This is a genomic window from Klebsiella sp. 141153, assembly GCF_032601995.1.
Lineage (GTDB): Bacteria > Pseudomonadota > Gammaproteobacteria > Enterobacterales > Enterobacteriaceae > Klebsiella > Klebsiella aerogenes.
The window spans coordinates 296,811-321,973 of record NZ_JAQIRJ010000006.1; the positions used below are offsets into that span (position 1 = coordinate 296,811).

The 25,163-nt window shown below is 53.8% G+C and carries 20 protein-coding genes; 9 read left to right on the forward strand and 11 right to left on the reverse strand.

Going from position 1 to position 25,163, the window contains the following annotated elements; all coding sequences use genetic code 11:
- Nucleotides 1-401: 401 nt before the first annotated feature.
- From PGS10_RS14670 to nhaB, 3 genes are all read right to left on the reverse strand, one after another.
- Nucleotides 402-746, reverse strand: coding sequence for a DUF1971 domain-containing protein (locus PGS10_RS14670; RefSeq protein ID WP_045390422.1), 345 nt, complete (start codon nucleotides 744-746; stop codon nucleotides 402-404).
- A 119-nt stretch (nucleotides 747-865) separates the two neighbouring features.
- The gene (dsbB, locus tag PGS10_RS14675) at nucleotides 866-1,396 is read right to left on the reverse strand and encodes a disulfide bond formation protein DsbB (RefSeq protein ID WP_015705844.1); all 531 of its coding nucleotides are present in this window, start codon (nucleotides 1,394-1,396) and stop codon (nucleotides 866-868) included.
- Nucleotides 1,397-1,528: 132 nt separating this feature from the next.
- Complete coding sequence (gene nhaB, locus PGS10_RS14680; RefSeq protein ID WP_316423162.1) at nucleotides 1,529-3,079, reverse strand: sodium/proton antiporter NhaB; 1,551 nt, start codon at nucleotides 3,077-3,079, stop codon at nucleotides 1,529-1,531.
- 235 nt (nucleotides 3,080-3,314) lie between these two features.
- On the opposite strand from nhaB, the gene fadR reads away from it, so the two are divergent.
- Nucleotides 3,315-4,034, forward strand: a complete 720-nt coding sequence (gene fadR, locus PGS10_RS14685; RefSeq protein WP_045390428.1) for a fatty acid metabolism transcriptional regulator FadR — start codon at nucleotides 3,315-3,317, stop codon at nucleotides 4,032-4,034.
- Nucleotides 4,035-4,101: 67 nt separating this feature from the next.
- Here fadR and PGS10_RS14690 read toward each other — a convergent pair whose 3' ends face one another.
- Entirely contained in the window at nucleotides 4,102-5,634 is a 1,533-nt protein-coding gene (locus tag PGS10_RS14690; protein ID WP_015705842.1) for a SpoVR family protein, read from the reverse strand.
- 321 nt (nucleotides 5,635-5,955) lie between these two features.
- On the opposite strand from PGS10_RS14690, the gene PGS10_RS14695 reads away from it, so the two are divergent.
- A complete protein-coding gene (locus PGS10_RS14695) occupies nucleotides 5,956-7,254 on the forward strand; it encodes a D-amino acid dehydrogenase (RefSeq protein WP_047050672.1) in 1,299 nt (432 codons plus the stop codon).
- A 9-nt stretch (nucleotides 7,255-7,263) separates the two neighbouring features.
- Nucleotides 7,264-8,334: a catabolic alanine racemase DadX gene (gene dadX / locus PGS10_RS14700; RefSeq protein ID WP_047045256.1), complete on the forward strand. Its 1,071-nt coding sequence runs from the start codon at nucleotides 7,264-7,266 to the stop codon at nucleotides 8,332-8,334.
- A gap of 16 nt (nucleotides 8,335-8,350) precedes the next feature.
- Here the strand turns inward: dadX and PGS10_RS14705 are convergent, their stop codons facing one another.
- Together PGS10_RS14705 and ldcA are read right to left on the reverse strand one after the other, a co-directional pair.
- On the reverse strand, nucleotides 8,351-10,084 hold the full coding sequence (locus tag PGS10_RS14705) for a potassium/proton antiporter (RefSeq protein ID WP_015366069.1): 1,734 nt from the start codon (nucleotides 10,082-10,084) through the stop codon (nucleotides 8,351-8,353).
- Nucleotides 10,085-10,174: 90 nt separating this feature from the next.
- Nucleotides 10,175-11,089 (reverse strand): muramoyltetrapeptide carboxypeptidase, encoded by a 915-nt coding sequence (ldcA, locus tag PGS10_RS14710; RefSeq protein ID WP_316423163.1) that lies wholly within the window; start codon nucleotides 11,087-11,089, stop codon nucleotides 10,175-10,177.
- A gap of 95 nt (nucleotides 11,090-11,184) precedes the next feature.
- Between ldcA and emtA the strand changes: the two genes are divergently transcribed.
- Nucleotides 11,185-11,796, forward strand: a complete 612-nt coding sequence (gene emtA / locus PGS10_RS14715) for a membrane-bound lytic murein transglycosylase EmtA (protein WP_015366071.1) — start codon at nucleotides 11,185-11,187, stop codon at nucleotides 11,794-11,796.
- A gap of 57 nt (nucleotides 11,797-11,853) precedes the next feature.
- On the opposite strand, the gene PGS10_RS14720 is transcribed toward emtA, so the two are convergent.
- The 5 genes from PGS10_RS14720 to PGS10_RS14740 all read right to left on the reverse strand — a co-directional run bounded on the left by PGS10_RS14720 (nucleotide 11,854) and on the right by PGS10_RS14740 (nucleotide 18,697).
- Nucleotides 11,854-12,675, reverse strand: a complete 822-nt coding sequence (locus tag PGS10_RS14720; protein ID WP_316423164.1) for a TIGR04222 domain-containing membrane protein — start codon at nucleotides 12,673-12,675, stop codon at nucleotides 11,854-11,856.
- Nucleotides 12,676-12,690: 15 nt separating this feature from the next.
- The gene (locus PGS10_RS14725) at nucleotides 12,691-13,542 is read right to left on the reverse strand and encodes a TIGR04222 domain-containing membrane protein (protein WP_289578503.1); all 852 of its coding nucleotides are present in this window, start codon (nucleotides 13,540-13,542) and stop codon (nucleotides 12,691-12,693) included.
- A 198-nt stretch (nucleotides 13,543-13,740) separates the two neighbouring features.
- A complete protein-coding gene (locus PGS10_RS14730; RefSeq protein ID WP_063448042.1) occupies nucleotides 13,741-15,861 on the reverse strand; it encodes a TonB-dependent siderophore receptor in 2,121 nt (706 codons plus the stop codon).
- Between the two features lie 221 nt (nucleotides 15,862-16,082).
- The gene (locus tag PGS10_RS14735) at nucleotides 16,083-17,816 is read right to left on the reverse strand and encodes an alpha,alpha-trehalase (protein WP_316423165.1); all 1,734 of its coding nucleotides are present in this window, start codon (nucleotides 17,814-17,816) and stop codon (nucleotides 16,083-16,085) included.
- 122 nt (nucleotides 17,817-17,938) lie between these two features.
- Nucleotides 17,939-18,697, reverse strand: a complete 759-nt coding sequence (locus PGS10_RS14740; RefSeq protein WP_316423167.1) for an AraC family transcriptional regulator — start codon at nucleotides 18,695-18,697, stop codon at nucleotides 17,939-17,941.
- A 91-nt stretch (nucleotides 18,698-18,788) separates the two neighbouring features.
- Between PGS10_RS14740 and PGS10_RS14745 the strand changes: the two genes are divergently transcribed.
- From PGS10_RS14745 to tdcD, 5 genes are all read left to right on the forward strand, one after another.
- Nucleotides 18,789-19,934, forward strand: a complete 1,146-nt coding sequence (locus tag PGS10_RS14745) for an MFS transporter (protein WP_316423168.1) — start codon at nucleotides 18,789-18,791, stop codon at nucleotides 19,932-19,934.
- A gap of 584 nt (nucleotides 19,935-20,518) precedes the next feature.
- Nucleotides 20,519-21,457, forward strand: coding sequence for a transcriptional regulator TdcA (tdcA, locus tag PGS10_RS14750; RefSeq protein WP_045390453.1), 939 nt, complete (start codon nucleotides 20,519-20,521; stop codon nucleotides 21,455-21,457).
- A 94-nt stretch (nucleotides 21,458-21,551) separates the two neighbouring features.
- The gene (tdcB, locus tag PGS10_RS14755; RefSeq protein ID WP_045376007.1) at nucleotides 21,552-22,541 is read left to right on the forward strand and encodes a bifunctional threonine ammonia-lyase/L-serine ammonia-lyase TdcB; all 990 of its coding nucleotides are present in this window, start codon (nucleotides 21,552-21,554) and stop codon (nucleotides 22,539-22,541) included.
- Between the two features lie 21 nt (nucleotides 22,542-22,562).
- Nucleotides 22,563-23,894, forward strand: a complete 1,332-nt coding sequence (gene tdcC, locus PGS10_RS14760; RefSeq protein WP_045390456.1) for a threonine/serine transporter TdcC — start codon at nucleotides 22,563-22,565, stop codon at nucleotides 23,892-23,894.
- Between the two features lie 28 nt (nucleotides 23,895-23,922).
- Nucleotides 23,923-25,131: a propionate kinase gene (gene tdcD, locus PGS10_RS14765; RefSeq protein ID WP_063416424.1), complete on the forward strand. Its 1,209-nt coding sequence runs from the start codon at nucleotides 23,923-23,925 to the stop codon at nucleotides 25,129-25,131.
- The last annotated feature ends 32 nt before the right edge of the window (nucleotides 25,132-25,163 follow it).

A 25,163-nucleotide genomic window follows, 5' to 3' on the forward strand; every position in this document is an offset into this window, starting at 1 on the left:
AAAAATAACAACACTAAGAGAACGCCAGCCGTTTCTACTCATCGGAAACCCCACATTTAAGTCATCATCACCAGGTGCGTTTGGCATTTCATCATCGGCGCGGGGGCGGGGAACTTTAGGAATATTTGTAAAGCAGATGTAGATAAAAATAGACCCGGCGCGGTGGCCGGGCTGAGAGGGAGTTGACGAGCTGCCAGGTCTCCCCGGCGCGATGACTGCTTGCGGCGATCAGATGGGCAGGAAACTCATCATCAAATACGCGACGACAATGCAGATTAGCGTCATATACCAGACTATGCTCATGGTGACTTATCCCATTTCAGACTCAAGAAAGACGAGCCTATCGGGTAACGACTTTAAACATCCGGATGTCGATTTTCAACCGCAAGCACGTGAGGGGCTTAGCTTTTCCTGGCGTGGAACAGGCCGTCTTCGCCGTGGCTTTCATCTTCAACCCAGAAGTTAATATTGAATTGGGCATCATCGCTGAGCTCGATACGATGCCAGTATTGCGGCGGGCTGGTGGCGAACTGCCCGGCATTAATGACGACTTTCATCTCCGGTTCGCTAGCCTGCTCATCATGAAAACCGTAATAAGTTACTGTGCCTTCCATTACGCACAGCTGACCGAAAACGTTAGCGGCAGTATTGTGATGGGTGAGCAGCGCTGGCGGAACATTTTCTTTAGTGAAGAACGGAGTGGAGCGTTTGACTTTCCAGTTAGCCGGGATACGCAGGTGGGACATAGTAAGCTCCTTAGTGGATGCAAATAAGATGTATTTAATATGCAACTTTAAAGGGGCGTCGTCAACTTACAGGCACAAAAAACGCCCCCGAAGGAGCGTTTACCATCTGGCAGGATAGCTTAACGGCCGAACAGATCGCGCTTTTTGGCTTTAAATGGCTGAGCGATCAGTACCAGCAGGCCGATGACCAGATAAGCGGCAAAGATGCCTACCAGCCACTGCGGCATTTCCAGAGTCAGGAATTCCCACTGGCGCACTGAACAGTCGCCGGTGGCAACGAATACCTGCGGTAGCCATTTATCCAGCGGCAGCCACGTCGGGAAACGAGCGGCGAAATCGCAGGTCTGGAACGGAGAAGGGTGTAGCTGAATCATGGTGTGCTCCCAGGCTAACTGCAGACCGCGCAGTGCGCTGTATAGCCAGATGAGCAACGCGACATAGCGCAGCGGGGTTTTCGGCGCGATAGCGCCCACCAGACCGGCGCCCATAATGCCAAACAGAGCGCAGCGTTCGTAAATACACAACACGCAGGGCTGCAGCAGCATCACGTGCTGGAACCACAGCGCCACTAATTCAAGTATAAAAGCGGTTAACGCCATCAAGAGCCAGGCGCCGCGTCCCCTTGAGCACTGGTTTAAGTATTGCAACATAATCATTTCCCTGGAACATGCTAAATCATGGCAGTGTAAACGAAAACTACCGCGACGCCATCCGCTAGTCGGAAAATATTACGTAAATGAATATTCGTTACCCGGGGGGAACCCGGGTAACGGGCTGCGCAATTAGGGCAGTACTGGGGTGGTCAACCAGCCATGGCTGAGCATCCACTGGGTGGCCGGCATCAACAGGGTTTCGACGCACAGCAGGCCGACCAGCGTGAGCACGATGGTATAGGGAAGCGCCATCCACACCATTCTGCCATAAGAGAGGCGGATCAGCGGCGCCAGCGCCGAGGTCAACAGGAACAGGAACGCGGCCTGGCCGTTGGGGGTCGCGACGGAAGGCAGGTTAGTGCCGGTATTAATGGCGACCGCCAGCATTTCAAACTGCTGCAGGCTGATAACGCCGTGTTCCAGCGCCGCTTTTGCTTCGTTGATATACACCGTACCGACAAAGACGTTATCGGAGATGGACGACAGCAGGCCATTAAACAAATAGAACAGCGATAGCTGAGCGTGCGGTGAAGCCTGCAGGACGAACTCAATCACCGGGGCAAACAGATGCTGATCGATAATCACCGCCACGATGGCGAAAAAGACCGTCAGCAGGGCGGTAAACGGCAGCGCTTCGGTAAAGGCTTTACCGATGGCGTGTTCGTCGGTCACGCCGGAAAAGGTGGTCGCCAGCACGATGACGGAGAGGCCAATCAGGCCAACTTCCGCCAGATGCAGGGCGAGGGCGGCAATCAGCCACACGCCGATGATCCCTTGAGCGATAAGGCGCATCCGATCCTGGCGGCTGCGGCTCTGGCGGCTACGGTCGTCGAAATTCTGTAGGACTTTGCGCACCGGGACTGGCAGCGGCTCGCCATAGCCAAACAGGCGGAATTTTTCCAGCAACAGACAGGTTATCAGGCCGCATACGATTACCGGCAGGGTTACCGGCGACATACGGATGAAGAATTCGCCGAAGTGCCAGCCGGCGGCTTTGGCGATAATCAGGTTCTGCGGTTCGCCGACCATGGTCATCACGCCGCCGAGCGCGGTACCGACGCCGGCGTGCATCATCAGGCTGCGTAAAAAGCTGCGGAACTGTTCGAGCACGTCGCGGTAGTGTTGATCGATATGGCTGTCATCAAGCATGTCGTTATCATCAGGCCGCGCGGAGGCGACGCGATGATAAATACCGTAAAAGCCGACCGCTACGCTAATGACCACCGCAACAACAGTTAGCGCGTCAAGGAAGGCGGAGAGAAAAGCCGCTGCCAGGCAGAAGGCCAGCGACAGCAGCATCTTGCTGCGGATCCCGAGGAGCAGCCGAGTAAAAATAAACAGCAATAGCTGCTTCATGAAGTAGATCCCGGCCACCATGAACATCAGCAGCAGCAGGACTTCGAGATTATTGGCTATTTCTTCGCGAATATGTTCGGGGCTGGTCATACCGATCAGCACCGCTTCTATCGCCAGCAGGCCGCCAGGCAGCAGCGGGTAGCATTTGAGCGCCATCGCCAGGGTGAAGATAAACTCCACCACTAACAGCCAACCGGCGACAAACGGTTGAAGATAAAACGCCAGCGGGTTAACCACCAGGAAGATAATCAGGAGAAGCTTGTACCAGTCTGGCGACTGGCCAAGAAAATTGCGCCACAGGGCGCGGCCATAAGACATTTCCACGACAGAGGTCCTTCCGTCAAACAACATGATTTTATGCGTAACTATTGCAAGATTACCAGTTGAGTAAAAAGGTAAGCAACTTTCTTCGCGGCGCATTACAGGTAATGGAAGGCGTTAAGCAAAAGCTGAAAATGAAACGGCGATCCCCTTTTAATTACTTTCAGATGCTATCTGGCGTATGGCTGCTCTGGTATGATGAGTGCAATTTGCAACGCTGTGTAATGGAAATCTTATTATGGTCATTAAGGCGCAAAGCCCTGCGGGTTTCGCGGAAGAGTACATCATTGAAAGTATCTGGAATAATCGTTTCCCGCCTGGATCCATTCTCCCTGCTGAACGTGAACTTTCTGAACTGATTGGTGTGACCCGAACCACTCTGCGCGAAGTGTTGCAACGTCTGGCCCGTGATGGCTGGTTGACTATCCAGCACGGTAAACCGACGAAAGTGAACAACTTCTGGGAAACCTCCGGACTGAATATCCTTGAAACGCTGGCGCGTCTCGACCACGATAGCGTGCCGCAGCTGATTGATAACTTGCTGTCGGTGCGAACCAATATCTCAACGATTTTTATTCGTACCGCTTTCCGCCAGCACCCGGACAAAGCGCTGGAGGTCCTGGCTACCGCGCGTGAAGTTGAAGATCATGCCGATGCTTTCGCCGAACTGGACTACAACATCTTCCGCGGTCTGGCGTTTGCCTCCGGCAACCCGATCTACGGTCTGATCCTCAACGGCATGAAGGGGCTGTATACCCGCATTGGTCGTCACTATTTTGCTAATCCGGAAGCGCGTAGCCTGGCGCTGGGTTTCTACCACCAGTTGGCGAAAGTGTGCGAAGAGAGTCAGCACGATAAAGTGTACGAAATCGTCCGCGCCTATGGCCACAACAGCGGCGAGATCTGGCATCGGATGCAAAAAACGCTGCCCGGCGATTTAGCCATCAATATGCGCTAAGTACGGACCACCCTATAAAAAATGCCCGGATAATCCGGGCATTTCGCTTTTTGGCACTTGATCCGATTTACAACGCGTTCTGCCGCGGCGGGGTGCGATCCAACAGCTCAACGCTGCCGTCGGCATTCTGCTGCTCAAGGATCACATCAAAGCCCCACAGGCGGTGAACGTGTTTAAGCACTTCGCGACGGCTCTTATCCAGCGGCACGCGGTTGTGCGGCACATAGCGCAGCGTCAGCGAACGGTCGCCGCGCAGGTCAACGTTCCAGACCTGAATATTCGGCTCAAGATTGCTGAGGTTATACTGCGCCGACAGCTTAGAACGAATTTCCCGATAGCCTTCCTCATTATGAATGGCGGAAATCTCCAGGTAATTATTATGGTCGTCATCGAGTACCGTGAATAAGCGGAAGTCACGCATCACCTTCGGCGACAGGAACTGGCTGATAAAGCTCTCATCTTTAAAATCGCGCATGGCGAAATGCAGCGTCTCCAGCCAATCGGAGCCGGCGATATCCGGGAACCAGTAGCGGTCTTCTTCCGTTGGCGACTGGCAGATACGTTTAATATCCTGGAACATAGCGAAACCCAGCGCGTAGGGGTTGATTCCGCTGTACCACGGGCTGTTGTAGGGCGGCTGGAACACCACGTTGGTGTGGCTGTGCAGAAACTCCAGCATAAAGCGCTCGGTCACTTTTCCTTCGTCATACAGATGATTGAGGATGGTGTAGTGCCAGAATGTCGCCCAGCCCTCGTTCATAACCTGAGTCTGTTTCTGCGGATAAAAATACTGGCTGACCTTACGAACGATACGCAGGATCTCGCGCTGCCAGGATTCAAGCAGCGGCGCGTTCTTCTCCATAAAGTACAGCAGATTCTCCTGCGGTTCGGAAGGATAGCGGCGGCTTGCCTCGATGGCTTTTTCCTCTTCCCGTTTTGGCAGAGTACGCCATAGCATGTTCACCTGGCTTTGCAGATACTCTTCACGGCTTTTCTGCCGCGCCTTCTCCTCCTGCAGCGATATTTTCTGCGGGCGTTTGTAGCGGTCGACGCCGTAGTTCATCAGCGCATGGCAGGAGTCGAGCAATTTTTCAACTTCATCGACGCCGTAACGCTCTTCACATTCGGTAATGTATTTACGCGCAAAGATCAGATAGTCGATGATTGAGCTGGCATCGGTCCAACTGCGGAACAGATAGTTATTTTTAAAGAAGGAGTTATGCCCATAGCAGGCGTGCGCCATTACCAGCGCCTGCATGGTAATCGTGTTCTCCTCCATTAAATAAGCGATACACGGGTTGGAGTTAATGACTATCTCATAGGCCAGGCCTTGCTGGCCGTGTTTATACGCCTGTTCGGTTTCGATAAATTTTTTGCCGAACGACCAGTGCGGATAGTTGATCGGCATCCCGACGCTGGAGTAGGCGTCCATCATCTGTTCGGAGGTGATCACCTCGATTTGATGCGGATAGGTATCGAGACGATATAGCTTCGCCACCCGGTCGACCTCGGCGAGATAGGTTTCCAGCAGTTCAAAAGTCCAGTCGGGTCCATCGCTTAACCGGGTGGTGTCCCTGTTCATGGAATCAATCGTAGCCATTAGCGCGCCCTCGTTGTTGGTGGTTCTCTCTTTGTGGAGAACCTCTTATCAAGCATAGAACACGCCATAACAAACTGCGTCTGCGGGTAATTTCTTTTCTTCGCGATATCACAATCCCAAAGGCCTTAATTTAACATTTACTTAGCATTTTATGCTGAGGAAAAATAAAGCGCAGCACGAGATCGTAAATCTCTGGTGTCAGTGCTGGTGCGGTTTGGTGTGAGATAAGTCACCATAAATAAAGCGTATGTTGAATAATATTTTCATCTGGGTTATCAATTTGTAATTAGATGATTGTTCTTTAACTATTACGGAGTGGCTATGCGAGTCGTCATACTGGGAAGTGGGGTGGTTGGGGTAGCGAGCGCCTGGTATTTAAGCCAGGCGGGACATGAGGTGACGGTTATCGACCGTCAGCCAGGGCCCGCTGAAGAAACCAGCGCCGCCAACGCCGGGCAGATCTCTCCCGGCTACGCGGCGCCGTGGGCGGCGCCGGGCGTGCCGCTGAAGGCGATTAAATGGATGTTCCAGCGCCATGCGCCATTGGCGATTGGCCTTGACGGCACGCAGTTCCAGCTCAAGTGGATGTGGCAGATGCTACGTAACTGCGATACCCGCCACTATATGGAAAACAAAGGGCGTATGGTGCGCCTGGCGGAATATAGCCGTGATTGCCTGAAAGCGCTGCGTGAAACCACCGGTATCCAGTATGAAGGCCGCCAGGGCGGCACCCTGCAGCTCTTCCGCACCGAAAAACAGTATGAGAACGCCACTCGTGATATCGCCGTGCTGGAAGAGGCTGGCGTACCGTATCAACTGCTGGAAGCTAACCGCCTGCTCGAAGTCGAACCGGCGCTGGCGGAAGTCAGCCATAAACTGACCGGCGGCCTGCGCCTGCCAAATGATGAAACCGGCGATTGCCAGCTCTTCACTACCCGTCTGGCGGCGATGGCCGAGGCGGCAGGGGTGACTTTCCGCTTTAATACCTCCGTCGATGCGCTGCTTTACGAAGGCGATCAAATCGCCGGTGTGAAATGCGGCGACGAAATTATTAAGGGCGACGCCTACGTGATGGCGTTTGGTTCTTACTCCACCGCGATGCTTAAAGGGCTGGTGGACATCCCGGTCTATCCTCTGAAAGGCTACTCGTTAACTATTCCGATTGCCGAAGAGAGCGGCGCGCCGGTATCGACTATCCTTGATGAGACTTACAAAATCGCGATTACCCGTTTCGATCAGCGTATTCGCGTTGGCGGGATGGCGGAAATTGTCGGCTTTAATAAAGAGCTGCTGAAGCCGCGCCGTGAGACGCTGGAGATGGTGGTTCGCGATCTGTTCCCGCGCGGCGGCTACGTTGAGCAGGCGACCTTCTGGACAGGCCTGCGACCGATGACGCCGGACGGTACGCCGGTGGTTGGCCGCACGCCGTACAAAAATCTGTGGCTGAACACCGGGCACGGTACGCTGGGCTGGACCATGGCCTGCGGGTCCGGGCAGCTTCTGAGCGATCTGATCTCCGGGCGTACGCCGGCGATCCCTTATGATGATCTGGCCGTGGCGCGTTACAGCCCGGGCTTTACGCCGGCTCGCGCTCAGCATCTGCACGGCGTGCATAACTAAGGAGCCTCCATGTCTCGTCCGGTAAAAGCCAGCATTGACCTGTCGGCTTTACGTCAGAATTTACAGATTGTTCGCCGCGCCGCCCCTGGGGCGCGCGTTTGGGCGGTGGTGAAGGCTAATGCCTATGGCCATGGCCTGGCGCGGATGTGGCAGGCGCTGAACGCCGCAGATGGCTACGCATTGCTGAATCTCGAAGAGGCGATCCTACTGCGGGAAAAGGGCTGGAAAGGGCCGATTCTGCTGCTGGAAGGATTCTTTCACGCCGATGAACTGGCGCTGCTGGATAAGTATCGCCTGACCACCAGCGTACACAGCAACTGGCAAATTAAAGCGCTGCAGCAGGCTAAACTGCATGCGCCGCTGGATATCTATCTCAAAGTAAATAGCGGTATGAACCGGCTGGGCTTTATGCCAGAACGAGTGCATACCGTCTGGCAACAGCTGCGATCGCTCGCCAACGTCGGTGAAATGACGCTGATGTCGCATTTCGCTGATGCGGAAAACCCGGATGGCATCGTGGAGCCCTTGCGCCGTATCGAGCAGGCGGCGGAGGGGCTGGACTGCCCGCGTTCGTTGTCGAACTCAGCGGCCACATTGTGGCATCCGGAAGCGCACTTTGATTGGGTGCGCCCGGGAATTGTGCTGTACGGCGCATCGCCGTCGGGTCAGTGGCGGGATATTGCCAATAGCGGCTTGAAACCGGCGATGACCCTCAGCAGTGAAGTGATTGCCGTACAGACGCTGAAAAGCGGCGAACGGGTGGGCTATGGTGGGCTGTATCAGGCATCCGGCGAGCAGCGCATCGGCATTGTCGCCTGCGGTTATGCCGACGGCTATCCACGCGTCGCCCCGAGCGGCACGCCGGTGCTGGTCGACGGCGTACGCACCACCACCGTCGGGCGTATTTCGATGGATATGTTGGCGGTAGATCTGACACCTTGTCCGCATGCGGGTATTGGCGCGCCGGTTGAGTTGTGGGGGCAGGAGATTAAGATTGACGATGTCGCTGCGGCCAGCGGCACCGTCGGTTATGAATTAATGTGCGCTCTGGCGCCGCGCGTACCGGTGGTGACAGTGTAACTTTGTGTGAGGCGGATCACTCCGCCTCATCTTCCGCAACCCGCACACCCACCTTCAGTACGTGGTCGTCCTCTTTTTCGGCGACCGTCCACACCATACCGGCAAACTCCACCTGATCGCCGACGACCGGCGCCGCGCCCAACAGTTGCTGAATCACATCGCCCAGCGACTGCTGATGTTCGCGAAATTCTTCACCGCCGTCGAGGCCATAAATCTGCGCCACATCGGCGAATTTAGCTTCCGCATCGAGGATAAAGTCGCCAAAGAACCGCTGATCGAGCGAGACCGGCGGCGACTGGCTGAACATTTTACCCAGCGCCGGCAGGTCGCGCTCGCGGCCGATAACGCAAAGAATATCACCATCCATCAGCCGCGTGCTGCCGGTAGGATGCAGCAGTACGTTGTCGCGGAAGAGTGCGGCGATACGCGTTTCCGGCGGCATGTGGAGGTCGCGCAACGCTGCGCCAACGCACCATTTATCATCACCCAGTTGGTAGACAAACTGTTCCCACGGATTTTCCGGATGGATATCCAGCCCGACGCGTGAGATAGGCCAGCCGACCGGCGGTACCACGACCTTCGCTTTTTTCGCCGCCCAGGAAAGTGAGGTGCCCTGAAGCAGCAGTGAAATCAGCACCACGAAAAAGGCGACGTTAAAGAACAGCCGCGCGTTCTCAAGCCCGGCCATCATCGGGAAAACGGCGAGGATAATCGGCACCGCGCCGCGCAAACCGACCCAGCTGATAAACACCCGCTCGCGCAGATTAAAACCGCGGAACGGCAGCAGGCCAGCGAATACCGACAGCGGACGCGCGATGAAGATCATCCACATTGACAGCAGTAGCGCCGGAATCGCGATCGGCCACAGGTCAGACGGTGTGACCAGCAGGCCGAGGACGAGGAACATGGCGATTTGCGCCAGCCACGCCAGGCCGTCAAAGTTTTGCAGGATGCCGTGGCGGTTGCGAATGGGTTTATTACCGAGCAGGAAACCGCAGAGATAGACCGCGAGGATACCGCTCCCGTTCAGTGAGGTGGTGACGGCGAAAATCATGATCCCGCCGCTTAGCGCCAGCAGCGGATAGAGCCCGGTAGGCAGGACGATGCGGTTAATCATCTGCAGAAGCAGATAACCGCCGCCGAGTCCAATAGCGATGCCCAGGCCAAACTGTTGAATGATATGCACCACAAACATCCAGCTCAGTCCGGCTTCATGCTGCTGGATCATTTCAATCAGGGTAATGGTGAGGAACACCGCCATCGGGTCGTTGCTGCCGGATTCAATTTCGAGGGTCGAGCCGACGCGCTCGTTAAGCCCTTTACCGCCGAGCAGCGAGAACACCGCCGCCGCATCGGTGGAGCCGACGATGGCGCCAATTAGTAGCCCTTCGATTAAATCGAGCTTGAACAGCCATGCCGCCATCATCCCGGTGAGGGCGGAGGTTATCAGCACGCCGACCGTCGCCAGCGACAGCGCTGGCCAGAGCGCCACGCGAAACGAACTGGCTTGGGTGCGCATTCCGCCGTCCAGCAGGATCACCGCCAGCGCGAGGTTACTCACCATATAGGCGAAAGGATAGTTATCGAAAGGAATGCCGCCGATACCGTCTACGCCTGCCAGCATACCGATGGCGAGGAAGATAACCAGAATCGGGATGCCGAGGCGTGAGGAGAAAGAACTCAATAAAATACTGCAGGTTACTAAAACAGAACCCAGGATAAACAGACTAATGACCGCAGCGGCGTCCAATGTTCACGTACTCCTTGTCAGCGTGAAGGGGTGAAAATTACACCATTTTAACAATCCGCGCGTTTGCAGGATACTCGCGCAGAGGAATTTTTATTCCGCCAGCACCGGATGGCCGCTTATCGTTAAGGTTGCGGCTGAGGCGTTGTTGATCAGCCGCGCCCGCGCGCCGAGAGGCAGGGTAACGGTGCGCTGTTCATGACCGAACTCGAGGCCGGTCAGCAGCGGGATGGCGAGTTGCTGACGTAGCCAGGCGTAGACGGTGGGAAGATCATAACCGTCGTCGTAGTCGTTGGGTTGCGCGCCGGTAAAACTGCCGAGCACGATAGCCCGCTGGCGGGCAAGGATCCCGCTGTTGAGTAACTGCAGCAGCATTCGTTCAACGCGGAACGGATGCTCGTTGATATCCTCAAGCACCAGAATACCGTCGTCAATCTGCGGGAGCCACGGCGTGCCGATGAGCGACGTGACCATCGCCAGATTGCCGCCCCACAGGGTACCTTCGACGCGGCAGGTTGGGCCGTCGCTTTGCCATTCGAGGGTAAATTCGGGTTCGCGTAGCGCCTGCCAGAAGTGATGTTCCGTAAACGCATTCAGGGTTTCGGCGCCGAAATTGCCCGCTAACATCGGCCCGCTGAAGCTGATAGCGTTGGCTTTAGCCAGCAGTCCCATCTGGATGGCGGTGAAATCGCTGTGGCCGCAGATAAGCAGCGGTTCCCGCTGTTGGCGTTTCGATAACGCCTGCCAGTCGATATGCGGTAGTAACCGGGTGGCGCCATAGCCGCCGCGCACCGCCAGCACGATGTGGTTTTTTCCCTCAAGGGATGCAAGTTGGTTAATATCGGCCAGACGTTCGCTGTCGCTGCCGGCGAAACGCTGCTGTCGACGGGGGATCGCCTGTTGGTTCAGTACCTGATGACCGGCCTCCTGAAGACGGGCCACGCCAAGGGCCGCAGCCTGTTGATTGATACAGTAACCGGAAGGGGCGACCAGATAAAACTGAGACATGGCAATTCCTTGCAAAGAATGAAAGGGTTATCATGCCGCCTGGAACGTTTATTGTCATCTCCGTGCGGCAAACTTCAGCCAATAAGGATAGATGTGTGAAATTGAGATGGTTTGTTTTTTTATTTGTATTGTTGGCCGGTTGTAGCTCGAAGCACGATTACACCAATCCGCCGTGGAACCCGGAAGTCCCGGTGAAGCGGTCGATGCAGTGGATGCCGATCAGTGAAAAAGCCGGTGCCGCGTGGGGGGTTGACCCGCAGCTGATAACCGCGATCATCGCGATTGAATCCGGCGGTAATCCCTCGGTGGTCAGTAAATCCGGTGCGGTAGGACTGATGCAGTTGAAGCCGTCGACCTCCGGGCGCGATGTCTATCAACGGATGGGCTGGCGTGGCCAGCCTTCGGTCAGCGAGCTGAAAAACCCGGAACGCAATATTTCGATGGGCGCCGCTTATCTGAGCATTCTGGAAAACGGCCCGCTGGCGGGGATTAAGGACCCGCAGGTGATGCGCTATGCGGTGGTGGTCTCTTATGCCAACGGCGCAGGCGCGCTGCTGCGCACCTTCTCGTCGAATCGCCAGGACGCCATCGACGAGATTAACGATCTTGATGCCGATGAGTTCTTTGAACACGTGGCGAAAAAGCATCCTGCCCCGCAGGCCCCGCGCTATATCTGGAAACTGCAGAAAGCGCTGGACGCGATGTAGCGTCATCTCTCACCCCGTCAGGCAGGATTCGCCTTGCGGGGTGCCTTTCAGAAAATCCTAACTTTCGTGGCTAATTGGACTGATGTAGCTGACGGGACCAATCAACTCTTTGTAATCCCGGTAACTTTCAGGAAGGGACTCGATTCCACTAACCGCCACCACCAGCATAGCCGTGGCCTCATCCATTTCATCGCCAGTCTGGGCTAATTTTTCGCGTAATAATCCGATAAGCGCCTGAGAATTATTATGTGAGACCCCATTCAATTCCAGACGATTATGATCCCAGACGTTGCAACCCCATGCTGTGAACCACAACAGGCTCCCTGTAACCATCAATATCCAACAAAAAGTGTTTTCAGCGACATCGACGTAGCTAAATATTCGACAAGCTAATATTACGGCTAAGATGAGTGAGGGGATACTGAACAACAGAAAATTGCATCGGCGGCGTAGCATACTTAAGGCCAACTCTGGGCTTTTTTGCTGATTCTGCCAGATGTTAAGGTTGGTGATATGCAGGCTAGTAGGCAGATCTTCATGACATGGTTTTCGTACCTCAAAATGGTCAAATAAAATTCTTTCAATGACGTTCATTTCATTGCTTGCATAACGTCCGTTAGCCAACATCTGCCCGGGCTCGGGGATCCACAGATATCCTTTATGTAACAAACTGAACATTGCTAACTGAATGACCCGCGTGCCGCCGCCGTCAATCCAGGCAAGAAGCCATGGGTCGATCCCGGTCGTTAACTGCTGGGCTTTAGCCGCAGGCCGCGTCAGGGCGATAATGATTCCGATAGAAAGATAAATAGCCGGGACGACAACGATAATACAGCCGAGAAACAGTAAAGGATGCATATGCATAATAAGAGTCCACATGATGTCGCCCTCAGACTACTCAAGCCGTTCAACAGAAAATGCATAATTTATTGGCTTGATGATCGTTATAAATTCACGATATTTCTCGGGTAGCAGGGAAGTTTTACCGATGGCGACGTAATAATCAGCTGTTTCATCCGTTGTTGTCTCGGCCTCAGCCATGAGAGTATCCTTTAATCTATTTACATAATTATGAACAATGTTAATTGAGATCCCCTCACGGTCCATCCGGGTGGCATTTAAGGTAATGATGAGCCAAAGTAACAACCAAAGCCCGGTAACGATAAGCATCATGAGCCAGCTTAATACGCCGGAGTGGATAAGCGTGCTACTATCGAAAAACGTTTTCCACAGATATGTACCGATTAAAATTAATGAAGGAACGACGATCAGGATCATATTCCACGTATGTTGCGCCGGACTGAGCATCAGGCCCCTACACTGGGGATCGTCTGACCAATGGTTTTTATCGGCGACGTAAAGAGAAAGGGGTAAATTCTGGGCGCTGGGTTTTGGTGTAGAAAAATGGTCAAAGAGTATTTTTTCTACACGAGTCATCTTGCACTCTGCATACTGCTGGTTGGCGCAAAGTTCGATATTCTCAGCGCAATGAATAATGGTTACGTAGTTTTTTCTTAATAGCCTGAACATGGCTAATTGAATAACGACGGTGGCTCTGCCCCGTAGCCAGGCAAGAAACGACGGAGATATGGAGTAAGGTGGTGGTATCGGCGTGTTTTTCTCAGAAGGACGAGTCTTTGAGATAATAATCATCACTAGAATATATATCACCGTGGTTGATAATATATGGTAACCCATAAAGGATAATGGGGATAAATCAGAGATGAAATTGATTAAATTGTTCACTTCACACTCCTTGTGATAACCGCAACCTTGCGCGTGAATTTTTACCAGAATAGTAGCTAGTTTAATAGGGTGGTTCTGGTTAAACAATAAATTTAGTTTGTCTGGCGGCTTTCATTAAAAAGCACTCATCAGATATTTATGTGGTTTATGAAATTAAGTCTCCGACTTATTTCAGGAGGCTTATGTTTACGAGGTAAATTAAAAATCGTAGCCCACGGTTGCCGTGACGCTACGCTCAGCCCCCCAGTAACAGTTGCCGGTACCGTAGCAGCCGGAAATATACTCGCGATCGCCGATATTATTCGCATTAACCTGAATATAGGCGCCTTTCATCGCCGTTGACCATGCCCCGAGGTCGGCGCGCGCCATCGCATCTATCAGGGTGACTGACGGTAAACGCTCGGTATTGGCGTCATCGGCCCACTGCTTACCGATATAGCGCACACCCGCGCCAAGGGTGATGCCCGCCGGCAATTGATAGCGCGCCCAGAATGAGGCCATCTGATCCGGCGTCAGCTGAGGGGTATTATTATCGGTGCCGTCTTTCGTGTCCTGAAAGCGCAGGCGATTCCAGGTATAAGAGGCAATCGTGCTCAATTGCGGCGTAATCTGGTTATGCGCTTCCAGCTCTACGCCCTGTGAATGCACTTTCCCGGCGGGAATATAGGTGGCGGTGGCGATGTTCGGATCGCGGGTGGCGACATCTTTTTGCATCAAATCGTAAATCGCGATGCTATACAAATCGCTGCTGCCCGGCGGCTGGAATTTCAAGCCGGCTTCCACCTGTTCGGCGGTGGTGGGTTTTAATAACGTACCATCGGCGCCCGGCAGCATCGCCGGGGTAATCGCCTGGCTGTAGCTTAAGTAGGGCGAAAGGCCATTATCGAGCGCGTACAGTAGCGAGGCGCGGCCGCTGATGTGATCGTCGGAGCGGCGGTTTGACGTGCCTGAAGTGTCGCTAACCTGTTGTGAAACGATGCGGTCGTAGCGTCCGGAAACGTCAAAGTGCCAACGATTCCACACCATTTCATCCTGCAGATAAAGCCCGGTCTGGTAATAACGGCGATTATTTTTATCGCTGTAGGTGATAGTATGCCCGGTTTGCGGCGTATAGCCGGTAAAGGGGTTAAGCGGCGCCGCGCCGCCGGCTCCGGTCCATAAATCGTTGCGGAAGCGATGATACTCAGCGCCGAGGATTAACGTATGCGCCACTTCACCGGTCGCGAAATCGGCGCGCAGGCGGTTATCGGTTGACCAGCCGTCCAGCGACCCGCGGGAACCGCTGTAGCCGCGGGAAAGCATGTCGCTGTCACCCACCCAGCCAACCTGATAAACCTGATCCAGCGAGACATTCGTATGGGTATAGCTGCCCGCGGAGTAAGCCGACCAGACATCGCTGAACTGGTGGTTGAATTCATAGCTGTAGATTTGCTCGCGGCGCTGGTAGCCATCGCCCGGATCGCCTTCATTGGTGCTGGGTGAGAGCTTACGGCCGTTGTGCGCATAACGGGTACCATCCAGGGGCAGAGAGCCGTGGTAGCCGCCGGAGGGATCTTTTTGCAGGTAGGCGCGCAACAGCAGCGAAGTATCGCTATCCGGCTGCCACAGCAAGGAAGGCGAAATCGCATAGCGCTCTTCGCGGGTATGATCATACTGCGTATCGCTGCTGCGGGTCATGCCGATGAGCCGCCAGGCCCATTGGTCATTAATGGCATCGGTATAGTCGAAGGCCGCGCCCTTAGTATTTTGCGTGCCGCCGGTCAGGCGAAAGTGCCCCTGCTGGCTGAACTGCGGCCGTTTGGAGGTCAAATTGACCACCCCGCCCGGCACGCTTTGGCCATAAAGGGCGGAAGAGGGGCCGCGGATGACGTCGACGCGTTCAATAAACCATGGGTCGATCTGCAGTACGTTATGGCTGCCGCCGTCGCTCATCAGGCGCATGCCGTCAAGGAACAGGTTATCAACGTCGCCGCCGTGGTAGCCGCGCAGCGAGATGGTATCAAAGCGCGTCGCGCCGCCGCCAAAACTGGAATAAACCCCCGGCGTATATTGTAGGGCCTGGCTTACGGTATTGGCGCCCTGATCGGCAATCTGCTGGCGGGTGATCACCGATACCGACTGGGCGGTAGTAATCAACGGCTGGTCGGTTTTCGTGGCGCCGGTTGACGTTTTGGCGCTATAGCCTTGAGTTTGCGCGCTGGCGGAGTCGTCAGGTTGCGCGGTCACGATCAGGGTATCTTGCGCCTGAGCGGCGAGAGGGAAGGCGGCCGCGAGGGCGCACACCAGCGCGGATCGCTTAAAATTAACAGAGGAGATCATGCCATAATCCTGAATAGCGCGGTCTGGCACTCCTGTGCGCCGCCGCGGAAATAAACGAAATGCTTTTTCGTTAAAAATAATGCGAATTATTATCGTTTGCTTTTGCATGATCAAGCAAAATAGTCCTCCTCAGAGCAAGTAGACATTTTGCTGGCTGTCGGCGGATGGTGGGGTTACGTCGATGGAAAAAGCGCGGCGAAGATATCGCCGCGCGCAGGGGATTACTGGGCTTTTTTCTCCGCAGCCGCCACGGCATCGTTCGCAGCGGGCTGCTTGCCAGCGGTGATTTCTGCCTGCGCCGGGCGGGTTGCCGGCAGCGCATCGCACGGTTTATCTTGCGGGCAAACCAGGTCGAGCATCTTTAACGTCACGCCGTTGGTCCAGCCAAAGCCGTCCTGCAGAGGATACTCTCCGCCGCCGCCGCCGGTACCCGTCGAACTCACGTCATATTTCTCAACCAGCTTCTGCTTGCTGTCATAGGTGTGCTGAACGTTGCTGAGGAAGCGCCAGGTGACGTCCATGGCCACCTTTTTCTGACCATAGTTCTGCAGACCTTCCACCGCCACCCACTGCAGCGGCGCCCAGCCGTTTGGCGCATCCCACTGTTGGCCGCTATTGACCGTGGTGGTGGTAAGCCCGCCGGGCTTCAGCAGGCGGCTTTCGGCGGCGGCGGCTACCTTCGCGGCACGTTCGCTGGAGGCCGCTTTGACGTACAGCGGGAATAGCGCCGCGGCGGTCAGCTGATTGCGGACTTTATGGCTCTTCAGATCGTAATCGGCATACCAGCCCTCTTTATCGTTCCACAGATATTTTTCCAGCGCCTTCTGGCGGGCATTTGCCAGCGCGTTGTACTGTCCGGCTTTAGCGCTGTCGCCTGCGGCTTTACTGGCGCGGGCAATGGTTTTCTCCATGTGGAACATCAGCGCATTGAGGTCGACCGGAATGATGCTGGTGGTGCGGATAGTCCCCAACTGCTGCGGATTATCCATCCAGCGAGAACTGAAGTCCCATCCGGAGGCCGCGGCGGAACGTAGGTCACGATAGATTTCGGTGGCCGGGCGGTTAGGATTGTTTTTGGCGGTAGTCACGTCGTCAAGCCAGGACTCCGGGCGAGGCGTATCGTTATCATCCCAGTAGCGGTTAAGCAGCGCGCCATCTTCCAGACGTACCACGCGTTTATTCGCGTTGCCGGGCGTCAGCGCATCGGCGCCTTCCATCCAGTAGCGATACTCTTTTTCCATCTGCGGCAGCCAGGTCTTTAGCGCCCGATCGCCATCGTGGCTGGCCAACAGCTCAACCATAAAGGAAAAGAACGGCGGTTGCGAACGGCTCAGATAGTAACTGCGGTTGCCGTTTGGAATATGCCCCCAGCGGTCAATCTCGGCGGCAAAATTGGCCACCATGTCTTCCACTTTATCCCAGTGCCCGCTTTCGGCGAGGCCCAGCATGGTGAAATAGCTATCCCAATAATAGACTTCGCGGAAGCGTCCACCGGGCACCACATAAGGTTTCGGTAGCGGCAGCAGCGAATCCCACTTCTCGACCTCGACGGTGCTGCGGGTTAGCACCGGCCATAGCCCATCAATGTGTTGACGCAGGGTTTGCCCTTTCGGCGGCACGTATTGATCGTTATCCCGCGGCAGGGTGAAGTTGATCTCGACGAAATGGCGCAGATCGAAGCTGGCCTGACCTTTTTGCATCCGATAGTCGGCAAGGATCATTAGCGGATCGCTATTCGGGACCGCATCAGCGAAGGTTTTTTGGTCAGGGAAGAGTTTCGCGCTTTGCACGTCGTTAAATAGCGGGCCTAAAAGTTCATCAGGCGATTGCGGCACCGGGGAGGTGTTGTCATCTGCCTGCGCGGCGAATGTCGCCAGGCTTAACATTGCGCCTCCCAGCGCCAGTTGAATAAGGTGGGTCAGGGTTTCCGGGCGACGTAGAACCGATCTCGTCATCGATAATTCTCCATTTTACGTTTTGCTGACTTCGCGCCACTGCGAACGGCCATCAGAAAACCTTAGCCGAATATCGGCCGCCTCGCGTGCTGGAGTTAACATTTTGGCCGAAAACAGAGTATTTACCTGGCGACATATTGTCCCGGCGTTTTGCCGGTCTGAGTACGGAAGAAGTAGATGAAGGCGCTATCGCTGGCAAACTCCAGCGCCTGGGCGACATCCGTGATGCGCTGGCCGCAGGACAGCAATTCTACGGCTTTCATCAGCCGCCACTGCTGATATGACATGCCGGTTTCGCGCTGAAACAGGCGGCTGATGGTCTTTTCTCCGGCGCCGCATTGCGCCGCCAGTTGTTGAAGTAGCGGCGGTTGCTCATGGCCGTTGAGATGACGCAGGCGTTTATCCTGCGGCAGCGTTAGCATCATCGGTTCGTGTTTTGCCGCGCCGATTTCCGCCACGCAAAGCGCCGCCAGGTGCAGGGCCGGGCCCTGTCGCCAGTCGGTATCCCAGGGGCTGGCGCTAATGCGTTCCAGTAGTTCGCGCAGCAGCGGCGTAACGTTGAGGATCGCAGGCTGACGGGGCAACTGCGGGTATGAGTCATTGGCGAACCATACCGAACGGTAATCAACGATGTGCTGCATTTCGGCGCGGTGGGTGACGCCTGCGGGGATCCACGCCACGCGGGTCGGCGGCAACATACACAATAGCGCGCCGTCGTTCAGCGTCAGCCGGATGCAGCCCTGACGGGTAAATAGCATCTGTCCCATTTGATGTTGATGCAGACCATCGTCATGATCGCCGTTAAGGGTCGCTTGCACGCCAATCAGCGGCGCATTGAATATATCTGGGTCAAAGGATGCATCCGCGCTGAGCCAGGCCATGATGTCTGATTCTCGATGTTAAGTGTCATTATATTTATAATCGCCGATTTTGCCGCTCCCTACAATGGCGCCTCTGATGAGGGAGATTGATATGTTAAGTCGTTCGGCGATGGCGCTGGTTACCGCATTACTCATGTTTCCGCAAATCGCGGAAACTATCTATAGCCCGGCGCTGACTGATATCAGCGCCCATTTTTCCGTTAGCGCCGCCGATGCGGCGCAGACGCTGGCGGTCTATTTCATCGGCTTTGCCATCGGTGTGCTGTTCTGGGGCTGGTTCAGCGACCGGCGTGGACGGCGGCCGGCGTTATTGCTCGGTCTGGCGGTGTATACCGCAGGCTGCATGCTGGCGCTGGCGGCGCCAAATTTTGGCGTATTGCTGGCGGCTCGCATCGTGGCGGCTTTCGGCGCGGCTATCGGGTCGGTGGTTGGGCAAACGGTGTTGCGCGATGCGTTTGAAGGTCGGCAGTTGGCGGCGATTTTTTCCTTCGTGGGCATGGCGCTGGCTATCAGCCCAGCAATTGGCGTCTATTCTGGCGGCGTGTTGGCGGGGTGGTGGGGGATGTATGGCGTGTTTAGCGCCCTGGCGTTGCTGGCGGCGACGCTATTGCTGCTGTGCGCGGCGGTAATGCCGGAAACCCGGCCGTCGCGAACGGCAAATCAGGCGCTCTGGCCGCTATTACTGCGCATGATGGCGGATACAAAAATCCGTTTAGCGGTGGCGCTGGTGGCGGCATTGAATATCGGTTTGTTCAGCTACTACAGCCAGGGGCCTTTCCTTTTTGCCCGCCTGGGGCTGGATGCGCGGGCTTTTGGCTACAGCGGTATGGCGCTGGCCGCGGGAGCGTTAGCCGGCGCGCAGGGGAATCGTCTGTTGCTACGACGTGGAGCGGGGCAGCAGCACATATTTATTTGTGCCGGTCTTCTGTTATTGCTCGCCAGCGCAGGCGTTGGCCTGTTAACACATTCATGGCTCTTTTTGCTACCGATGATGGGGGTAGCGACAGCCTATGCCATGGCGATCCCCGTGGTGCTGGGTACGGCGCTTAGCGATTACGGCGATTGCCGCGGTAGTGCCGGGGCGCTGCTTGGCCTGGCCTATTATTTGATTATCGGCTTGGGGCTGGCAATTGTGGGTTGGGGGGAATCCTTGGGTATCACGTTAGCGATCTGTGCGGCGGTGAGTGCGCTTACCGGTTGGCGTTATCTGCGGCACATGGATGATGAGTTTTCCTGATTTGTGATGATTAGCACAAATCACTGCTTGGCAGGTTTGTGACTGGATGAAAAATCGATATTGATTTTAATCAAGGAATTACCTGCTATAAAATAGCCTAAAAATTAGGTTAAAATAATGTTGATAATGATAACCAATTGTTTGTTTTTGTTTTCAGCTAAATTAATGAAATATATCTTTACATACAAATAACGTGAAAAATTGTGACCTCATCCCGTAATGAATCGAAATAAATACAGTTTTCTCATTTTATTTGATTGTTTACACTTGAGGTTTAAACAGAAATTAATGTAAAATGCCTCCTTTTATTGCTTGAAAATTACCCTTTGCTCGCTCATTTTTAGCTTAAAAATTAACCTTTTTTATCCCCATAAATATTTTTTATCCCCTCATATTTCTTTGACTAAAATCATGATTAATTTCATGTTTTCGATTTTAAATTATTGATTTTAAATGTTTTAATTTGTTTTTTGGATAAGGTTGATTATAGGTGAAAGGGCTTTGTGAGTGGTCTCACACAACCACCAGATCATCATTTGATACACTTCCCGCCGTCAACAAAGTCATTAACGTGGATAACCAATATGAATACTATTCCGCTCCCTAAAACTCAGCACCTGGTTGTATTCCAGGAGGTGATCAGAAGTGGTTCGATTGGTTCAGCAGCGAAAGAATTAGGATTAACTCAACCTGCAGTCAGTAAAACAATTAATGATATTGAAGACTATTTCGGTACCGAGCTCATCGTCCGTAAAAATACCGGTGTAACTTTGACTGAAGCCGGGCAGGTGCTGTTGACCTGGTCGGAGTCGATTACCCGTGAAATGAAAAATATGGTTAACGAAATGCACAGTATGACCTGCAGCACAGTCGTTGACGTCTCGTTTGGTTTCCCGTCGCTAATCGGCTTCACTTTTATGTCGGATATGATCCATAAATTCAAAAAATTATATCCAAAAGCACAGGTCTCGATGTATGAAGCGCAGCTTTCTTCGTTCCTGCCGGCGATCCGTGATGGTCGTCTCGATTTCGCCATCGGCACGCTGAGCGATGAAATGAAGCTGCACGATCTACATGTCGAACCGCTATTTGAATCGGAATTCGTGCTGGTGGCCAGCAAATCGCGAACGCGGAGCGGCAGTGCCACGCTGGCATCGTTACAGCACGAACAGTGGGTATTGCCGCAAACCAATATGGGTTACTACAGTGAACTCCTCGCCACGCTTCAACGCAGCGGTATCAACAATGAAAACATCGTTAAAACAGACTCTGTCGTTACTATTTATAATCTTGTTCTCAATGCTGATTTCCTGACGGTTATTCCGTGTGATATGACCGCACCATTTGGCTCTAATCAATTTATTACTATTCCTGTCGAGGACGCATTACCGGTAGCGCATTATGCTGCGGTATGGTCGAAGAATTATCGCATTAAAAGCGCGGCCTCGGCGTTAGTTGAATTAGCGAAAGAATATTCAGCCCATAGCGGTTGCCGACGACGACAATTAATCACCGTTGATTAACTGTCTTTTATATTGATTGAAACTTAAGCTGCGATTTATTTATCAGTCGCTGCCCATTAACGCTATTTGTTTAATTCCAGGTTAAGAGGTTCTCATGCATATTACATACGATCTTCCAGTTGCTATTGAAGATATCCTCGAAGCGAAAAAAAGATTGGCAGGTAAAATATATAAAACGGGGATGCCGCGTTCGAATTATTTCAGCGAACGATGCAAAGGCGAAATCTTCCTTAAGTTTGAAAATATGCAGCGCACCGGTTCTTTTAAAATTCGCGGCGCGTTTAATAAACTCAGTTCGCTGACTGATGCGGAAAAGCGCAAAGGCGTGGTGGCGTGTTCCGCCGGTAACCATGCGCAGGGCGTTTCGCTCTCCTGCGCTATGCTCGGCATCGATGGTAAAGTGGTGATGCCGAAAGGCGCGCCAAAATCAAAAGTGGCCGCCACCTGCGACTATTCGGCGGAAGTGGTGCTACATGGCGATAATTTTAACGACACCATCGCCAAAGTCAGCGAAATTGTTGAAATGGAAGGGCGGATATTTATTCCACCATACGACGATCCAAAAGTGATAGCCGGCCAGGGGACTATTGGTCTGGAAATCATGGAGGATTTATATGATGTCGATAACGTTATTGTACCGATTGGCGGCGGCGGTTTAATTGCCGGTATCGCGGTGGCGATTAAATCGATCAACCCGACCATTCGTATTATTGGCGTACAGTCTGAAAACGTTCACGGCATGGCGGCCTCGTATTACGCCGGAGAAATCACCAATCATCGCAATAATGCCACCCTGGCTGACGGTTGCGACGTTTCTCGCCCGGGAAATATTACTTATCAGATCGTTCGTGAATTAGTTGACGATATTGTGCTGGTCAGCGAAGACGAAATTCGCAACAGCATGGTCGCACTTATTCAACGCAATAAAGTGATTACCGAAGGGGCCGGGGCGTTAGCCTGTGCCGCATTATTAAGCGGTAAGCTGGACAGCTATATTCAGAACCGAAAAACCGTCAGCATTATTTCCGGCGGCAATATCGACCTGTCTCGCGTATCGCAAATTACTGGTTTAGTTGACGCTTAATCTTTTTGATGAGGATAGGATATGAGTACTACAGATAGCATTGTATCCAGCCAGACCAAAGAGTCGTCCTGGCGCAAATCGGACACCACCTGGACCCTGGGCTTATTCGGCACCGCCATTGGCGCCGGGGTATTATTCTTCCCGATCCGCGCCGGTTTCGGCGGCCTGATCCCCATCTTACTGATGTTAGTGCTGGCCTACCCGATCGCCTTCTATTGCCATCGGGCGCTGGCCCGGCTGTGCCTTTCCGGCTCAAATCCTTCCGGCAACATCACTGAAACGGTAGAGGAGCACTTTGGTAAAACCGGCGGGGTGGTGATTACTTTCCTTTATTTCTTCGCGATTTGCCCGCTGCTGTGGATTTACGGCGTGACGATCACCAATACCTTTATGACCTTCTGGGAAAACCAGCTGCAGCTGCCGGCGCTGAACCGCGGTTTTGTCGCGCTGTTCCTGCTGCTGCTGATGGCGTTTGTCATCTGGTTCGGTAAAGATCTGATGGTGAAGGTAATGAGCTATCTGGTATGGCCGTTTATCGCCAGCCTGGTGCTGATTTCTCTGTCGCTGATCCCTTACTGGAACTCCGCAGTTATCGATCAGGTCAATTTAAGCGAGATTTCGCTGACCGGTCACGATGGCATTCTGGTGACCGTCTGGCTGGGTATTTCGATTATGGTGTTCTCGTTTAACTTCTCGCCTATTGTCTCTTCATTCGTGGTCTCCAAGCGCGAAGAGTATGAAAAAGACTTTGGTCGCGAGTTCACCGAGCGCAAATGTTCACAGATTATCTCTCGCGCCAGCATGCTGATGGTGGCCGTGGTAATGTTCTTCGCCTTCAGCTGCCTGTTTACGCTGTCGCCGCAGAATATGGCAGATGCCAAAGCGCAGAATATCCCGGTGCTCTCGTACCTGGCGAACCACTTCGCCTCGCTGTCCGGCACCAAATCCACCTTTGCAACGGTGCTTGAATATGGCGCGTCAATCATCGCGCTGGTGGCGATTTTCAAATCCTTCTTCGGACACTACCTCGGCACGCTGGAAGGCCTGAACGGTCTGGTGCTGAAGTTTGGTTACAAAGGCGATAAAACCCGCGTTTCCAGCGGCAAGCTCAACACCATCAGCATGATTTTTATCATGGGCTCAACGTGGATTGTCGCCTACGCCAACCCGAACATTCTCGACCTGATTGAAGCGATGGGCGCGCCGATTATTGCCTCGCTGCTGTGCCTGCTGCCGATGTACGCCATCCGTAAAGCGCCATCGTTGGCGAAATATCGCGGCCGCCTGGACAACGTCTTCGTCACGGTAATCGGTCTGCTGACCATTCTGAACATCGTTTACAAACTGTTTTAATTAAGCTCAGGACGAGCGGAGTGATGACATGAATGAATATCCGGTAGTACTGGTCATTAACTGCGGCTCGTCTTCAATTAAATTTTCAGTACTTGATGCCGCCAGCTGTGAAGTATTAATGGCTGGTATTGCAGATGGCATTAATTCTGAAGATGCGTTCCTGTCAATAAATGGGGGAGAGCCGGCTAAGCTGGCTCACCGCAGCTATGAAGGCGCATTGAAGGCGATCGCATTTGAATTAGAAAAACGTGATTTAATGGATAGCGTGGCGTTAATTGGCCACCGTATCGCGCACGGCGGCAGCATATTTACCGAATCGGCGATAATTACCGATGAAGTTATCGACAATATTCGCCAGGTGTCGCCGCTGGCGCCGCTGCATAATTACGCCAATCTCAGCGGTATTGAATCAGCTCAGCAGTTATTCCCGGGCGTACAGCAGGTAGCGGTCTTTGATACCAGCTTTCATCAGACGCTGGCGCCAGAGGCATTTCTCTACGGTCTGCCGTGGGACTATTACCAGCGACTGGGCGTGCGTCGCTACGGTTTCCACGGTACTTCGCACCGTTATGTTTCTCAGCGCGCGCTGGCGTTGCTTGATTTACCCGAGCAGGATAGCGGGCTGGTCATTGCTCATCTTGGCAACGGCGCGTCGATTTGCGCGGTACGCAACGGCCGCAGCGTGGATACCTCGATGGGCATGACGCCGTTGGAAGGCCTGATGATGGGTACCCGCAGCGGGGATGTCGATTTTGGCGCGATGGCGTGGATTGCCAGCGAAACTAACCAGACGCTCAGCGATCTGGAACGCGTGGTGAACAAGGAGTCCGGATTGTTGGGGATATCCGGATTGTCATCCGACCTGCGGGTGCTGGAAAAAGCCTGGCATGAGGGGCATGAACGCGCGCGGTTGGCGATTAAAACCTTTGTGCATCGTATCGCCCGCCACATTGCCGGCCATGCCGCCTCGCTACGCCGCCTTGACGCGATTATTTTTACCGGCGGTATCGGCGAAAATTCGGTATTAATCCGCCAACTGGTGATTGAGCATTTAGCGGTATTCGGCGTCAGCCTGAATGAGGCGCTAAATAAACAACCCAACTCCGCCGGTGAACGCATTATTTCTTCCCGCGAGGCACGAGTGATATCTGCAGTCATACCCACCAATGAAGAGAAGATGATTGCGCTCGATGCTATTCATTTAGGCAAAATTAATGCATCCCTGGAATTTGCTTAATTACGTTGTGGTCCTGTAGAGAGATTATTTTC

Bases quoted from the DNA above. Each gene is read 5' to 3' on its own strand.
- tdcA (WP_045390453.1), top strand. From the start codon at position 20,519: ATGAATACTATTCCGCTCCCTAAAACTCAGCACCTGGTTGTATTCCAG.
- PGS10_RS14745 (WP_316423168.1), top strand. From the start codon at position 18,789: ATGTTAAGTCGTTCGGCGATGGCGCTGGTTACCGCATTACTCATGTTT.
- PGS10_RS14720 (WP_316423164.1), bottom strand. From the start codon at position 12,675: ATGTGGACTCTTATTATGCATATGCATCCTTTACTGTTTCTCGGCTGT.
- tdcD (WP_063416424.1), top strand. From the start codon at position 23,923: ATGAATGAATATCCGGTAGTACTGGTCATTAACTGCGGCTCGTCTTCA.
- ldcA (WP_316423163.1), bottom strand. From the start codon at position 11,089: ATGTCTCAGTTTTATCTGGTCGCCCCTTCCGGTTACTGTATCAATCAA.
- PGS10_RS14735 (WP_316423165.1), bottom strand. From the start codon at position 17,816: ATGACGAGATCGGTTCTACGTCGCCCGGAAACCCTGACCCACCTTATT.
- tdcB (WP_045376007.1), top strand. From the start codon at position 21,552: ATGCATATTACATACGATCTTCCAGTTGCTATTGAAGATATCCTCGAA.
- dadX (WP_047045256.1), top strand. From the start codon at position 7,264: ATGTCTCGTCCGGTAAAAGCCAGCATTGACCTGTCGGCTTTACGTCAG.
- tdcC (WP_045390456.1), top strand. From the start codon at position 22,563: ATGAGTACTACAGATAGCATTGTATCCAGCCAGACCAAAGAGTCGTCC.
- PGS10_RS14730 (WP_063448042.1), bottom strand. From the start codon at position 15,861: ATGATCTCCTCTGTTAATTTTAAGCGATCCGCGCTGGTGTGCGCCCTC.
- fadR (WP_045390428.1), top strand. From the start codon at position 3,315: ATGGTCATTAAGGCGCAAAGCCCTGCGGGTTTCGCGGAAGAGTACATC.
- PGS10_RS14740 (WP_316423167.1), bottom strand. From the start codon at position 18,697: ATGGCCTGGCTCAGCGCGGATGCATCCTTTGACCCAGATATATTCAAT.
- PGS10_RS14670 (WP_045390422.1), bottom strand. From the start codon at position 746: ATGTCCCACCTGCGTATCCCGGCTAACTGGAAAGTCAAACGCTCCACT.
- PGS10_RS14695 (WP_047050672.1), top strand. From the start codon at position 5,956: ATGCGAGTCGTCATACTGGGAAGTGGGGTGGTTGGGGTAGCGAGCGCC.
- dsbB (WP_015705844.1), bottom strand. From the start codon at position 1,396: ATGTTGCAATACTTAAACCAGTGCTCAAGGGGACGCGGCGCCTGGCTC.
- PGS10_RS14690 (WP_015705842.1), bottom strand. From the start codon at position 5,634: ATGGCTACGATTGATTCCATGAACAGGGACACCACCCGGTTAAGCGAT.